Source organism: Streptococcus didelphis DSM 15616, assembly GCF_000380005.1.
Taxonomy (GTDB): Bacteria; Bacillota; Bacilli; order Lactobacillales; family Streptococcaceae; genus Streptococcus; species Streptococcus didelphis.
On the sequence record NZ_KB904188.1, the window covers coordinates 554,481 to 567,844 of the forward strand.

Annotated in this window: 14 protein-coding genes; 1 reads left to right on the forward strand and 13 read right to left on the reverse strand. The window is 33.7% G+C overall.

Annotated features, from left to right (window positions below; all coding sequences use genetic code 11):
- Positions 1 to 67 precede the first annotated feature (67 nt).
- From A3GU_RS0102805 to pcrA, 8 genes are all read right to left on the reverse strand, one after another.
- Positions 68 to 712, reverse strand: coding sequence for a TrkA C-terminal domain-containing protein (locus A3GU_RS0102805; RefSeq protein ID WP_018366027.1), 645 nt, complete (start codon positions 710 to 712; stop codon positions 68 to 70).
- Between the two features lie 154 nt (positions 713 to 866).
- Positions 867 to 1,355, reverse strand: coding sequence for an Asp23/Gls24 family envelope stress response protein (locus A3GU_RS0102810; protein WP_018366028.1), 489 nt, complete (start codon positions 1,353 to 1,355; stop codon positions 867 to 869).
- Between the two features lie 10 nt (positions 1,356 to 1,365).
- On the reverse strand, positions 1,366 to 1,563 hold the full coding sequence (locus A3GU_RS0102815; protein ID WP_026216420.1) for a CsbD family protein: 198 nt from the start codon (positions 1,561 to 1,563) through the stop codon (positions 1,366 to 1,368).
- Positions 1,564 to 1,607: 44 nt separating this feature from the next.
- A complete protein-coding gene (locus A3GU_RS0102820) occupies positions 1,608 to 2,138 on the reverse strand; it encodes an Asp23/Gls24 family envelope stress response protein (protein WP_018366030.1) in 531 nt (176 codons plus the stop codon).
- Between the two features lie 105 nt (positions 2,139 to 2,243).
- Positions 2,244 to 2,432, reverse strand: coding sequence for a DUF2273 domain-containing protein (locus A3GU_RS0102825; protein WP_018366031.1), 189 nt, complete (start codon positions 2,430 to 2,432; stop codon positions 2,244 to 2,246).
- Positions 2,433 to 2,441: 9 nt separating this feature from the next.
- Positions 2,442 to 3,023 carry an alkaline shock response membrane anchor protein AmaP gene (gene amaP / locus A3GU_RS0102830; RefSeq protein ID WP_018366032.1) on the reverse strand — a complete coding sequence of 194 codons (582 nt, stop codon included), beginning with the start codon at positions 3,021 to 3,023 and terminating at the stop codon, positions 2,442 to 2,444.
- Between the two features lie 55 nt (positions 3,024 to 3,078).
- Positions 3,079 to 3,324: a GlsB/YeaQ/YmgE family stress response membrane protein gene (locus A3GU_RS0102835; protein WP_018366033.1), complete on the reverse strand. Its 246-nt coding sequence runs from the start codon at positions 3,322 to 3,324 to the stop codon at positions 3,079 to 3,081.
- Between the two features lie 350 nt (positions 3,325 to 3,674).
- Positions 3,675 to 5,966 carry a DNA helicase PcrA gene (gene pcrA, locus A3GU_RS0102840; RefSeq protein ID WP_018366034.1) on the reverse strand — a complete coding sequence of 764 codons (2,292 nt, stop codon included), beginning with the start codon at positions 5,964 to 5,966 and terminating at the stop codon, positions 3,675 to 3,677.
- Between the two features lie 196 nt (positions 5,967 to 6,162).
- On the opposite strand from pcrA, the gene A3GU_RS0102845 reads away from it, so the two are divergent.
- Positions 6,163 to 7,401: a cation diffusion facilitator family transporter gene (locus A3GU_RS0102845; RefSeq protein ID WP_018366035.1), complete on the forward strand. Its 1,239-nt coding sequence runs from the start codon at positions 6,163 to 6,165 to the stop codon at positions 7,399 to 7,401.
- Positions 7,402 to 7,520: 119 nt separating this feature from the next.
- Here the strand turns inward: A3GU_RS0102845 and A3GU_RS0102850 are convergent, their stop codons facing one another.
- The 5 genes from A3GU_RS0102850 to pyk form a co-directional block, all read right to left on the reverse strand.
- On the reverse strand, positions 7,521 to 8,294 hold the full coding sequence (locus tag A3GU_RS0102850; RefSeq protein ID WP_018366036.1) for a CAMP factor family pore-forming toxin: 774 nt from the start codon (positions 8,292 to 8,294) through the stop codon (positions 7,521 to 7,523).
- Between the two features lie 424 nt (positions 8,295 to 8,718).
- The gene (locus tag A3GU_RS0102855; RefSeq protein WP_026216421.1) at positions 8,719 to 9,054 is read right to left on the reverse strand and encodes a zinc ribbon domain-containing protein YjdM; all 336 of its coding nucleotides are present in this window, start codon (positions 9,052 to 9,054) and stop codon (positions 8,719 to 8,721) included.
- 89 nt (positions 9,055 to 9,143) lie between these two features.
- Positions 9,144 to 10,958 (reverse strand): glutamine--fructose-6-phosphate transaminase (isomerizing), encoded by a 1,815-nt coding sequence (glmS, locus tag A3GU_RS0102860; protein ID WP_018366038.1) that lies wholly within the window; start codon positions 10,956 to 10,958, stop codon positions 9,144 to 9,146.
- Positions 10,959 to 11,116: 158 nt separating this feature from the next.
- Positions 11,117 to 11,674 carry a signal peptidase I gene (gene lepB, locus A3GU_RS0102865; RefSeq protein WP_018366039.1) on the reverse strand — a complete coding sequence of 186 codons (558 nt, stop codon included), beginning with the start codon at positions 11,672 to 11,674 and terminating at the stop codon, positions 11,117 to 11,119.
- Positions 11,675 to 11,858: 184 nt separating this feature from the next.
- Positions 11,859 to 13,361, reverse strand: coding sequence for a pyruvate kinase (gene pyk, locus A3GU_RS0102870; RefSeq protein WP_018366040.1), 1,503 nt, complete (start codon positions 13,359 to 13,361; stop codon positions 11,859 to 11,861).
- Positions 13,362 to 13,364 lie beyond the last annotated feature (3 nt).

Genomic DNA, 13,364 nt, shown 5'->3' on the forward strand with positions numbered 1-13,364 from the left:
TATTTTTAGGTATTGGATATAGTTGAGAGTGCTGGGATAAACTAAAAAAACTAGATAATTCTAGTTTTCATAATCCCATAGAGAGATTAAAATAGTTTTTCATACGTGAATAAACTGATTCATCTCCGACAAAAAAGATATGGTCGCCTTTTTCTATCACTGAATAAGGTCCAGGAGAGATAGTAAATTGACCTTCATGCTCAATAGCTACAACAGTTGCACCTGTTTGGTGCCATAAATTTAAGACACCGATAGATTTTCCAAAATGTTCTGAATCCTTACTTACAATAATTTCATAAGGAGCAAGAGGAAAATGTTTACTGATATTTTGGCTTTGCATCAAAAATTCATTAACTAAAACAGATAGTTGGTCCATTCCTCTTTGCTGGTCATGCAAATTTTCACGAATACGCTCTTTAATAACAGCAATAGAATGTGTTGATTCATATTGATTAATAAATTCCATGGCTTTTTCTTTAGATAAAACGATGGCTCCACTACCATGTTTTAAGGTTAAAATATTAAGGTCAGCTAGTATGTTCAATCCTTTTCGTGCTGTCTCTGGTGAAACATTAAAAGTAGAAGCAATTGTTGTTCTAGATTTTAACTTTTCACCAACTTCATATTCTCCATTTGCGATTCTCTGGGCAACTGAAATAGCTATTTTCTGATATTTTGAGCTTGTAAATTCACTTTTCTTACTTATGCTCATAGTATTCTCCTTTATAGACTATCTAAAACATTCCTATTAAATCATATTTTTGAATAGTTTTCAACAGTATTTTAAGAGGAACGAGGGCAAAATTAAGAGCCGGTTTTAAACCAGCTCTCCATAACTTACCGATTAGAGTTTCTACAATGAAAAACTAGTTGACAGTTTGATTTGTTTTTTTTGCATCAGAAGTTGCTTCTTTTAGCTCTTCTGATTTAGAACTGATATAGTCTGAAGTTGAGCTAGCGGCTTTTGAAACTCTATCTTGTACAGTTACTTCAGCAGCTTTTTGTTCTTCTTTAGTTCGGATATCAACTACATTAATGTTAACTTCAATAACTTTTAAGTGAGTCATAGAATCAACATTTTGAGCAACAATTGCTTTAATTCCCTCTGAGATTTTTGGAATATCTTTACCATATTCAACAATAACATCTAGGTCTACTGCTACTTCTTTGCTACCAACTTCAACATTGACACCTTCACCGATAGAATCCGAATTAACGACGCTATTTTTAAGATTTGAGAAAAATCCACCGCTAACTGCTAGAAGTCCATCTACTTTTTCGAGTGCATGTCCAACAATTTTTTCAATGACCTTGTCATCATAAGTAAGTGTACTTTTAATATCGTTAGTTGTCATAGTTTCTCCTTTATTTTTTATCTTTTAGACCTTTAACAAGACCATTAATAGCATCTTTAGCATCAGCTACAATCTCATCTAATTTACCTGAGCTTTTTTCAACTTTACCTTCTGTTTCAAGAGACTTATCTCCAGAAACTTTACCAAAAGATTCTTTGAGTGTACCACTAGCTTGGTCTACTTTAGCTTTCATTTTTTCTTCTGACATCATAAAACCTCTTTTCTATATCTTTAAGTTTTAATAGCCGCGATTTATTTTACACGGGGTTCAGACTGCATGTTATCCATACCATTATTAACTGAAGATTTAACGTTATCTACTTGTTTATTAGTAAATTGGCTTGTAGCATGTGCTGCATCAGAAACTTTATCTTGTAAGCTTACTTTATCAGCTTCATGTTGAGCTTTTGTTTTAATATCAACAACATTTACATTAACTTCAATCACATCTAAATCAGTCATTGTTTTAACTTCTTTTTCAATGATTTCTTTGATTTCAGTAAAAATAGTTGGTACATGTTTTTGGTATTCAGCAATAATATCTAAGTCAACTGCTACTTGTTTTTTACCTACTTCAACGTTAACACCATCACGTACACTGTTAGTATTAACAAGTTTTTCTTTAATGTTAGATAAGAATCCACCACTAACTGCTAGTAAGCCGTCTACATGTTCAATAGCTAAACCAACAATTTTTTCAATAACTTTATCTTCATAAGTCAATTCTCCACGAATTGAAGGGGCAGTAGATGATTGTGTATTTTTAATAAATGTTTCAGTCATAATTCTTCTCCTCTAAATAATCAGATTTTTGTATTTTTCTATGTTAGAATACTTTCTTATCTACGATGGATAAATTGATCCAGAATACCAGGTTAGAATACTTTCTTATCTACGATGGATAAATTGATCCAGAATACCAGTTCTTTTAACGAATAAACCACCATAAACACCCAATACAATAAATATTAGTGCTAATAGGGTTCTGAAAAAACCAAATGACATTAGTAACACAGCAAGTACTAGGCCAACTAATCCACCAACAATTGGGTATTTATATTTTTCGTAAAACTCCATACTAATCTCCTATTCTACTCGGTCTTTATTTGCAAACCTCATATCAGAATCAGCAATATCTTTAACACGAACTTTGAAATTAACAGGTTTATCAAGTCCAAAGAATTTATTTAGACCTGTAGTAACACCTTCTTTAATTCCGTTAATTTGGTCTGTAACACCAACACGTGAATCTAATTTACCAGCTACATCAATAGTAAACTTACGTTTATATAATTTAGCTGTTACATTTGGATTTGTCATTAGGCCAGCTTCTTTAACTGCTGTACCTACATATCCTTCAATTGCAGATTTCTTTAAAAGAAGGCTACCTTGCTTTTTACTTAATTGAATCTCAGTATAAGTTCTTGGATAAAAGATAATCACAAGAATTGCTACTAAAGTAATCACTGCAAAGGCTGCTGCAACCCAAAAGAAATAGTAATATAAGCTTGGGTTTAAGAAGCCAGAAACATTATCTAAATCCCAAGCTAGCCAATGATAGCTAGATGGCATATCAAGATAAGGTTGCGTTACACCCATAACCATGATAAAAATGGATAATAGGATAAGACCTAAGAGACTATAAATAATCTTTAAAGCTTTTGCCATACCTACCTCTTTCTTCATTAAACGTATCAACTATTAAAACAGTTGACTGTTTTAATTAGTTCATTTTAGCTAATACAAAAGAAGTAACTGCAACTACTATTACTGCACCAATGATTGAAGGAATCAAAGCCATACCTGCTAGGGAAGGGCCCCATGAACCAAGTAATGCTTGACCTACATATGAACCAACAAGACCTGCTACAATGTTAGCAATCCATCCCATTGAGCCACCTTTTTTAGTAAGCGCTCCAGCAATAACACCAATAATAGCACCAACGATTAATGTCCAAATAATTCCCATGATAATTCTCCTTTTTCCTAAAGTACATGTGTACTAAAATATTATTGTTGAAAAATGAAAACCATTTTTCATTGTAACCTTAATTGTAGCCCTTTGCGTCCAAAGTGACTACTTAAATAAAATAACTAGTGTCTTTTTTATCAGAAGACCTTATAAAAAGTAATTTTATAGAGATAAAACACTATATTATAGGTATTCCTTAAAGTGACCACTCTTTATTTAATTTATATTGTTATTATACACTTTCTATTATTAATTGCAAGAATTAGGCTCATTTTTTATAACTTTTTTTATAAAAAGAAAAAAACCAACTAAATTCCCTATTTTTAGGGCATTAGTTAGTTTATTTCTTATTTTTTTTCAATTGGAGCTACACTGGCAAGTAGTTTTTTGAGTCCGACTTCTGGGAACTTAATTTTTAATTCCGTTGTTTGGCCGCTTCCACTAACCTCTAAAACCGTACCATCTCCCCATTTTTTATGATGAGCAATATCACCTATTTGCCAATCATTTACTTCTTGAGCCTGTGGTTGATTAAAAGGCAGGTCATTGGAGCTAATAATTCTGTCTTTATTCTGGGCCTGTACCTGGCTTTTACGTGATTGAATAGCTTGTGAGAGACTCATTCCACTAGCAAATTGATTTTTACTTTCCTTACTAAACCTAACACCAAAAGAAGAGTTTGCCGGCCTTGCCAATCCTTGGTGCGCTAATAACTCTTCAGAGATTTCTCTTAAAAATCGCGTTGGTCTATTGTAGTTAGTTTTCCCAAATAGGGTTCTTGTAGTCGCGTTTGTCAAAAAGAGGATTTCTTCTGCCCTTGTGATACCTACATAGGCTAGTCGTCTTTCTTCCTCAAGCTCATCTTGATCTTCAGCCGCTCGAGATAAGGGAAAGACTCCTTCTTCCATACCAATTAAAAAGACTACTGGAAATTCCAAACCTTTGGCAGCATGCAAGGTCATCAAAGTCACTTCAGCTACCTCTGTATCGCTATCATCAGTGTCAGCAATCAAGGCTAGGTCATTTAAAAAGCGTCCAAGGCGATCAATTCCGCTTTCGCCTTCAATTTGGTTTGCACTATTATCATCAAAGTTTTTAGTAACTGTTAAGAATTCCTCAATATTTTCAGTTCTTGCTTGGCTTTCAAGGGTGTTTTGGATTTGTAAAGCTTCAAGATAACCACTTCTTTCAAGTAGGGTTTGGGCTAGTTCTGTAATTGTTAAGTTATCAAGTTTATTCCTTAAGTCTTGTAACAAGTTGGCTAAATCCATAATAGACCGCGCAGCTTTTCCTTTTAAAGGAGATAAGAAAAGATTAGAGGATGCTTCAAGGAAAGCCATATTATTATCATAAGCAAACAGGCGCAACTTCTCCAGCGTTCCAGGGCCAACTCCTCTTTTGGGCTCATTTACAATACGCTCAAAAGAAATATTATCTGAAGGATTGGCTACTATATTAAGGTAAGAAATGACATCTCTTATTTCTTTTCTACTATAGAATTTAGTTCCTCCAACCATAGTATAGGGAATATTAGATTTTAAAAATGCTTCTTCAATTGTACGAGACTGGGCATTTGTTCGATAAAGGACAGCAAAATCTTTGAAGCTCTTCTTTAATTCTAAACACATATTTGAGATAGTTGAGGCTACAAAAACAGCTTCATCTCTTTCATCATTAGCTCGGTAGTAGACAATCTGCTCACCTTGGGAATTTTGCGTCCAAAGTTTTTTTTCTCTTCTATTACGGTTATTTTTAATGACATCATTAGCAGCTTGAAGAATAGTTTGAGTAGAGCGGTAATTTTCTTCCAAAAGAACGACTTTTGCATTTGGATAATCTTTTTCAAAGTCTAAAATATTTTGCATGTCTGCTCCACGCCAGCCATAGATAGACTGATCAGCATCACCCACTACACAAATATTTTGGAAACGAGAAGCTAGCAATTTAACCAACTGATATTGGGCATGGTTAGTATCTTGATACTCATCAACATGAATATATTGATAACGTTGCTGATAGTAAGCTAAGACATCCTTATGTTGATCAAATAACCTTAAAGTCATCATGATTAAATCATCAAAATCCAAAGCTTCGCTTCTTCTAAGCTCTGCTTGATAAGCCTTATAACATCTTGCTACTATCTGGCTATACATATCAGAAGCTTGAGCTTCATAGGCAACTTCATCTAATAAATCATTTTTAGCATTGGAGATGGTTCCTAAAATGGCCCGTTCATTCCATTTTTTAGGATCTATATTCAAGGTCTTTAAGATTCGTTTCATCAAGCTGCGTTGCTCACCTGGATCCACAATAGTAAAGTTGCGATTATAGCCAATATGATCTGCTTCGCGTCTTAGAATACGAACACACATTGAATGATAGGTTGCTATCAATGTGTCTTGGATTGCAGGATTCAAGGCTAAAGCTCGTTCTTTCATCTCTCTAGCTGCTTTATTTGTGAAGGTGATTGCTAAAATATTCCAAGGATTAACAGCTTTCTCATCAATTAAATAAGCAATTCGATGCGTTAAAACACGTGTCTTCCCTGAACCTGCACCTGCCATAATGAGAAGTGGGCCTTGTGTTGTTTGGACAGCTTCGCTTTGCTTATCATTCATTCCATATAATAAAGGATTCATTTTTTCTCCCAATCTTATTACTTAAATATCACTTGTCATCATTAACCTTAAAATTATATCATGTTATAACTAAAAATAAAAATCTTCTTAGTGGTCTTTTGAGGTTACCCTATCAATACAGGTCACTCTTAACTAAGATAGTCTTTAAATACCAGAGAATGTGATATAATAATATAATTAAAATAAAGGAGTAACCATGACTAGAGATCCGATAGAAAATCTAAGACTTGCAAAGCGTGGACCTATTATAAGTATTGGAGCATATCTACTGATTAGTGTTGCCAAATTAACCAGTGGTTATTTTCTACATTCTAATTCTCTCATTGCAGATGGCTTTAATAATTTATCTGATATTGTCGGAAATGTTGCCTTACTTATTGGACTTCATTTAGCAAGTCAACCGGCAGATGCTAATCATCGTTTTGGTCACTGGAAATTTGAAGATCTGTCTAGTCTTGTGACTTCCTTTATTATGTTCATCGTTGGTTTTCAGGTACTTATTCAAACACTGAAAAATATTTTTTTTGGCCAGAATACTCCTATTGATCCCTTAGGCGCAATCGTAGGGCTTATCTCGGCAGCTGTTATGCTTTTAGTTTATTTATACAATAAAAAGCTATCCAAGAAAGTAAAATCGAGTGCCTTAGTTGCTGCCTCCAAAGATAATCTTTCTGATGCTTTAACCTCTTTAGGAACCTCTATAGCAATCATTGCAGCTTCTCTTAACCTTACAATTGTAGATAGAATTGCAGCTATCATTATTACCTTTTTCATCTTAAAAACAGCCTTTGATATTTTTATGCAGAGTGCTTTTAGTCTATCTGATGGCTTTGATAATAGAAATCTCAAAAAATATGAAGAAGCCATTTTACAAATACCTAAAATTGTTGCTGTAAAATCTCAAAGAGGAAGGACCTATGGAAGTAATGTCTATTTAGATATTGTACTTGAAATGAATCCTGATTTATCTGTCTATGAAAGCCATGCTATTACAGAAGAGGTTGAAAAACTTCTGAGTGAACATTTTTCCATTTATGATATTGATATTCATGTGGAACCTTCAAAACTTGCCGATCAAGATAAGCTTGAAATTATCAGTAAGCTTATTTATACCAATGAAAAATTAATACTATCTAAGATTCCTGGTTATGAAAATTTTCTAGCTGAAGATTTCCAAATTCTTGATCAAAAGGGATGCTGCTCTAACCGCACACAATTTATTACCCAAAAAATCTTTTACCCTAGTAACTTTAAAAATTTTACTATGAAATCAATCAGCTATAATACCAAATTAGTAACTTATGAACTAGGAAATAACTATCATACTAGTATCTGGCGACGCAATCAAAGCTGGTATCTCTTATTCCATCAAATAGTTTCTAGGCCTAGCCTCACTTCACAACAGTATCATTACATTATTAAAAGAAGAAACTAGCATCTTTCCTATTTAATCTTAAAGTAAAAAAGACCTATTATTAATGAATTAGTCACAGTCTTATATCTTCTCGTGATTAATCCATAGTAATAGATCTTTTTCTTATTTAGCTTATCTTCTTAAGATTTTAAAGCAGTATCTAGTGCTTTTTCTAAGTTAATAATTTCTTGGTTGACCTCTCCCACAGTAGAAGACGGATTCCAACGAACACCAGCTGCATGTGAAATAGCTTCATTTAAAGCCTTGGTAACTGCTTCACTTTTGATATTAGTGATTTTTTCATTTCTTACAGCGCGTGTATGCCAGATAGCTTTAGCTAATTTTGCTCTCACATAAATCGTAGCTTTATCTGTAGGCGCAAGATCTGGATAGCTTAAGACTTTCTTTTCAACTTCCTTAAGTTCTGCAATTTTGGCTTTAATGTCATCTACAGAGGCAAAAGGATTTGCAATTGCAATGACGAGTTTCGTAATAGCAAATCCCATATCAGTATGGGCTTGACTTACCTTATTAGTTAATTGACTTGTAGCAAAATTAATAGCTTGAATAACTTCAGTAAGAGCCTCAACTCGAATTCCCATGCTATTTATGCCATCTAGACTTGTTGTTGAATTCAAGTTGCTTTTAACAGATTCAATTGAATTGAGGGCTGAATTAATAGAATTTTCCAAGTCACTTCCTTTAACCTCTTCTTTAAGGTTTGTAAGTTGATTGGCTTGTTGGTTCAATTGATCAGTCATTTGACTCTTTTGATTTTGAATAAGGTTTTGGTTATTTGTCACACTTGTTTGAGGAGAGGAGACTTGGTCTGCCTGCACTTGTGTTAAGGTAGTTGAAAATAAGCTTACACCAGCAAGAGCTGTTGAAAGGTAAAAAAAGTGTTTCATTTTCATAGTTTTGCTCCTTTGTATTCAATTATTGCAATAATTATAATGTGTAAGTACTTACAAACTAATCATACAACTTATTAAAAACACCGTCAACCCAGCTATTTTGTCTTATTTTCTCTAGTTTAAAAAATTATTAAAGTATTCAATTTTTCGTATATTTATACTTAATTTTAATGAGATTAAAGCTATTTCAGGAAATCTAATTTTCAGAAAATTAATCCTTGTTATTTCTATGATTAACTTCTTCTATTGAGTAGATAATTTCTAAAATGATAATTTCTGTCTTTTTAACCATATACCTAAGTAGAACTATTAATGATATTAAATCAGACTAAAATTATTATGGTATTTAAAAAAATTAAATTTAAATTATTAAAATTATAGTTATAGAGGGTGCAAAAAATACAACTCCTAAAAGTTGTACCCTTTATTTCTTAACAAATTCAGATTTTAATTTCATAGCGCCAAAACCTTCAATTTTACAATCAATATTATGGTCACCTTGAACAAGTCGGATATTTTTAACACGTGTCCCTTGCTTAATATCCTTAGGGGCTCCTTTGACTTTTAAATCTTTAATAACAGTAACAGTATCTCCATCTTGTAGAAGTGTTCCATTGCTATCAACTACTTTAAATGAGTCCTCTGTATCTTCAACTTCTTGACCAGGAGTCCACTCAAAAGAACACATTGGGCATATTAACAAATGGCCATCTTCATAAACATACTCTGATTGACATTCTAAACAATTTGGTAAGGACATCTTTTCTCCATTCATTCTTTTTATAACTCTCTTTATGTTACTTTAAAAATGTATTTTTGACAAGATGAATGCGTTTCCTCTGTTTTTTTTTATTCTACGGTTACTGCCTTTGCTAGATTACGAGGTTTATCAACATCCAGACCACGTTGTAAGGAAGCATAATAGGCGATTAATTGAGTAGGGACCGCTATTGCAATAGTTGCTAGATAAGGATGTACTTTTTTAACGACAATATCGTCTTCTTCACGTTCAAGACCTTCCTCAACTACTGTAAGAATATTTGCACCACGCGCTACTACTTCTTGAATATTACCACGTGTATGTGAGGCAATAATTTCATTTGACGAAATTAGTCCAATTACTGGCGTACCGTCTTCAATTAATGAAATGGTGCCATGTTTTAATTCACCAGCAGCAAAACCTTCACATTGAATATAAGAAATTTCTTTTAATTTTAAAGCAGCTTCCATAGCAACATAGTAATTATTACCACGGCCAATATAAAAAGCATTTCGACTGGTTGCTAGTAAGCTTTCAACCTTTGAAGCAATTAAGTCTTTTTCAGATAGAGTTGCTTCAATTGAATGGGCCACAAGGGATAATTCATGTATCAAGTCAAAATCAATAGCTGCTTGTTTACCACTTGCTTGCCCAACAGCTTTAGCCAAGAAGGCTAGGGTTGCTATTTGAGCTGTGTAAGCCTTTGTTGAAGCAACTGCAATTTCAGGACCAGCATGAATAATCATTGTATGAGTTGCTTCTCGAGATAGGGTGGAACCTGGTACATTTGTAATAGTTAAAGTAGGAACTCCCATTTGCTTAGCTCGAACCAGAACTTGACGACTATCTGCAGTTTCTCCTGATTGACTTAATAAAATAAAGAGAGGTTTTTTGCTTAAAAGTGGCATATTATAGCCCCATTCAGAAGCAAGCCCTAATTCTACTGGAATATCTGTTAATGCTTCAATCATTGCTTTAGATGCATAACCAGCATTATAGGAAGTACCAGCAGCTAGGATATAAATGCGGTCTGCTTCTTGAACTGTTTTAATAATATCTGGATCAACTGTAAGTTGGCCTTTATCATCTGCATAGGTTGAAATCAATTTACGCATAACACTTGGTTGTTCATCAATTTCTTTTAGCATATAAAAAGGATAGGTCCCTTTACCAATATCTGATAAATCTAACTCAGCAGTATAAGCATCACGCTCAAGAATATTTCCTTGATAGTCGGTTATTAGTACTGAATCTTTTTTTAAGATAACAAGTTCCTTGTCATGGATTTCCATAAACTGGTTGGTTTCACGGATCATGGCCATAGCATCAGAACAAACCATATTATAACCTTGCCCAAGAGCAATTAAAAGTGGTGACTTGTTTTTAGCAACATAGATTGTTTCAGCATCTTCTTTATCCATTAAAGCAAAAGCATAGGAACCTTGAATAATTGTTAAAGCTTTTTTAAAGGCATCAAGAACAGAAAGATTATCTTCTTCTACAAACTTCCCTATAAGATGAACAACAATTTCTGTATCAGTTTGGCCTTTAAAATCATGTTTAATCAGATAATCTTCTTTTATCTGAAGATAGTTCTCAATAACCCCATTATGTACCAAGATAAAGCGTCCAGTGGCAGATTGGTGAGGATGGGCATTCAACTCACTTGCTTGACCGTGTGTTGCCCAACGCGTATGCCCAATACCTGAAGTAGCCGCAAGCTCTTCACATATCTTTGCACGCAAATTGGCAATTCTCCCTACAGATTTTACTACCGTTGAATTCTTATCATTTGCTACAAAAATACCTGCTGAGTCGTAACCTCGATATTCTAGTTTTTCTAATCCTTGCATTAGGATATCAGTTGCCTTACTGTTGCCAACTACTCCTACTATTCCACACATATCTTTTCCCCTAGTAAGTTTTATTACTACTTTCTTTTATCAAAATTGGTATAGTCTAATTTCATTTATTAAAAAGCTATGCTCACAGTATATACTATTGATTTGAACTTGTCAAATATCATATTGGTATAGTTGCATTAAAAAGAGCAGCCCTCAGGCTACTCAGTTTCTATAAATCCAAAATGTTTAAGAGGAAGAACTCTGAAAGTGACGATTCCTTTTATTTGTGATTGATCTATTAGGCCAAATTGACGACTATCTTTATGATTACGACGATTATCATTTAATAAGAGAAATTTCCCTTTGGGAATAGTATCATACTTATCTTTAGAGATTGTTCGAATATTAAAATCATCAGTAAACAAGGAACCTAATGGTGAGCTATTTAAATAGGCTGATTTCATTGACTCAATATAGGTTTGATCTTCCACTTTATTATTTAAATAAAAAATATCATCCATGTAGGTAGCTGTTTCACCTTCTTTAGCTACAACTCTGCTAACATAGTCTTTTTTACCTACCTTATAAACAACGAAATCTTTATATTGAGGTTTTATATTTTTCTTAATGGTAATTAAATCGCCTGAATTTAGATAAGAATTAGCTGTTTCTTGATTTACTCTAAAGGTTGAAAATACAAATATTCTTAATAGAATAATAAAAATAATTGCAATTAAAGCTAAAATAATGTTTCTAATAAAATCTCTTTTGACCATATTCACTCCTAATCATTAAGGATATTATACCATTTTATACGTAATAACAAAAGACTTGATAACTGAATGATGGGACATTTAGAAATTATAAAAAACCGTCCATAATATATGGAGAACTAAGCTCTACTCAGTTAAAGCAGACAAAGTTACCTGTAATTATGAACGGGTTAAAAGTCTTATTTAATTATTTTACAGTACGAACACGCATAGTATTCGTTCCACCTGTACCAACTGGAACACCTGCAACAATAACAATGTTGTCACCTGATTGAACTAATCCAGAATCAAGTGCTACACGTTCTGCCACTTCAAACATATCATCTGTTGAAGCAGGTCTCTCAGCAAGTACTGGAATAACACCCCAATAAATCATCAATGCTCTTTGAACTTTTTCATCAAATGTTACAGCTAGAATATCTGCATCCGGACGGAATTTAGAAATTGCACGAGCTGTATTACCAGTTTCAGTAATAGTTACAACTAATTTAATATCCATTGAATGTGTTGCATCTTTTACTGCTGAAGCAATAACATCTGTTTTATTAGTACGAGGGAAAGCAGATGAGTCTAAACGGCCATATTCATTTAATAATGTTTGGGCATTTTTATCAATAGTTGCCATTGTACGAACAGCTTCAACTGGGTATTTACCATTAGCTGATTCTCCAGAAAGCATAGTGGCATCTGTACCATCAATAACAGCGTTAAAGACATCAGAAACTTCTGAACGCGTTGCGCGAGGCTTATCAGTCATTGTTTCAAGCATGTTAGTTGCAGTAATAACAGCTTTTCCAGCAGCATTAACCTTAGTGATAATCATTTTTTGGAAAACAGGAACCATTTCAAATGGTACTTCAATCCCCATATCACCACGAGCAATCATGATACCATCTGCTGCTTCGATAATTTCATCAAGGTTATCAATACCTTGTTGGTTTTCAATTTTTGCAAATAATTGAACATGTTCATTACCTGTTTCTCTACAGATTTCACGAACTTCTTCAACATCTTTTGCAGTACGGACAAATGAGATTGCAATGAAGTTAAGACCTTGTTCCAAACCAAAACGAATATCAGCATTATCGCGTTCAGCTAAAGCTGGGAACGGAATTTTAGTATTAGGAATGTTAACACCTTTTTGTTTAGCAATAATACCATCGTTTTCAACTTCAACGATAAATTGACGATTTGCAATATCTTTTTCGATAACTTTTAAGCCTAGTTTACCATCATCAATAAGAATAGTATGACCAACTTCAACTTCATCATAAATATCTAATGAACCTGCAACGCTTAAGGCAATAACTTCACGTGTTGACATGATTCCTTGTTGAGTTGCTACACGAATACGCTCACCAGTGATATAGCTGTATTCTTTAGCATCATCAGCAAATAATTCTGTACGCATTTCTGGACCTTTTGTGTCTAAAAGAAAAGCTACTTTTTGACGAGCAATCTCTTCTGCACGACGAACAGTTGCCATACGGTCACCCTGTTCTTTATGGTCACCATGTGAGAAATTGAAACGGAAAACATTTGCTCCTGCTTCAATTAACTCAGCAATTTTCTTTGCTGATTCTTCAACATCAAGTTGGCCAGCCCAATAGCCAGATTCTCCATATTTTTTACCACCACGGAATTCTACCGCAGGACCAAGTGTTGCAACTATTTTTACACGTTTATTCATCTT

Coding starts and splice junctions, on each gene's coding strand:
- A3GU_RS0102805 (WP_018366027.1), bottom strand. CDS start 712: ATGAGCATAAGTAAGAAAAGTGAATTTACAAGCTCAAAATATCAGAAA.
- A3GU_RS0102810 (WP_018366028.1), bottom strand. CDS start 1,355: ATGACAACTAACGATATTAAAAGTACACTTACTTATGATGACAAGGTC.
- A3GU_RS0102815 (WP_026216420.1), bottom strand. CDS start 1,563: ATGTCAGAAGAAAAAATGAAAGCTAAAGTAGACCAAGCTAGTGGTACA.
- A3GU_RS0102820 (WP_018366030.1), bottom strand. CDS start 2,138: ATGACTGAAACATTTATTAAAAATACACAATCATCTACTGCCCCTTCA.
- A3GU_RS0102825 (WP_018366031.1), bottom strand. CDS start 2,432: ATGGAGTTTTACGAAAAATATAAATACCCAATTGTTGGTGGATTAGTT.
- amaP (WP_018366032.1), bottom strand. CDS start 3,023: ATGGCAAAAGCTTTAAAGATTATTTATAGTCTCTTAGGTCTTATCCTA.
- A3GU_RS0102835 (WP_018366033.1), bottom strand. CDS start 3,324: ATGGGAATTATTTGGACATTAATCGTTGGTGCTATTATTGGTGTTATT.
- pcrA (WP_018366034.1), bottom strand. CDS start 5,966: ATGAATCCTTTATTATATGGAATGAATGATAAGCAAAGCGAAGCTGTC.
- A3GU_RS0102845 (WP_018366035.1), top strand. CDS start 6,163: ATGACTAGAGATCCGATAGAAAATCTAAGACTTGCAAAGCGTGGACCT.
- A3GU_RS0102850 (WP_018366036.1), bottom strand. CDS start 8,294: ATGAAAATGAAACACTTTTTTTACCTTTCAACAGCTCTTGCTGGTGTA.
- A3GU_RS0102855 (WP_026216421.1), bottom strand. CDS start 9,054: ATGTCCTTACCAAATTGTTTAGAATGTCAATCAGAGTATGTTTATGAA.
- glmS (WP_018366038.1), bottom strand. CDS start 10,958: ATGTGTGGAATAGTAGGAGTAGTTGGCAACAGTAAGGCAACTGATATC.
- lepB (WP_018366039.1), bottom strand. CDS start 11,674: ATGGTCAAAAGAGATTTTATTAGAAACATTATTTTAGCTTTAATTGCA.
- pyk (WP_018366040.1), bottom strand. CDS start 13,361: ATGAATAAACGTGTAAAAATAGTTGCAACACTTGGTCCTGCGGTAGAA.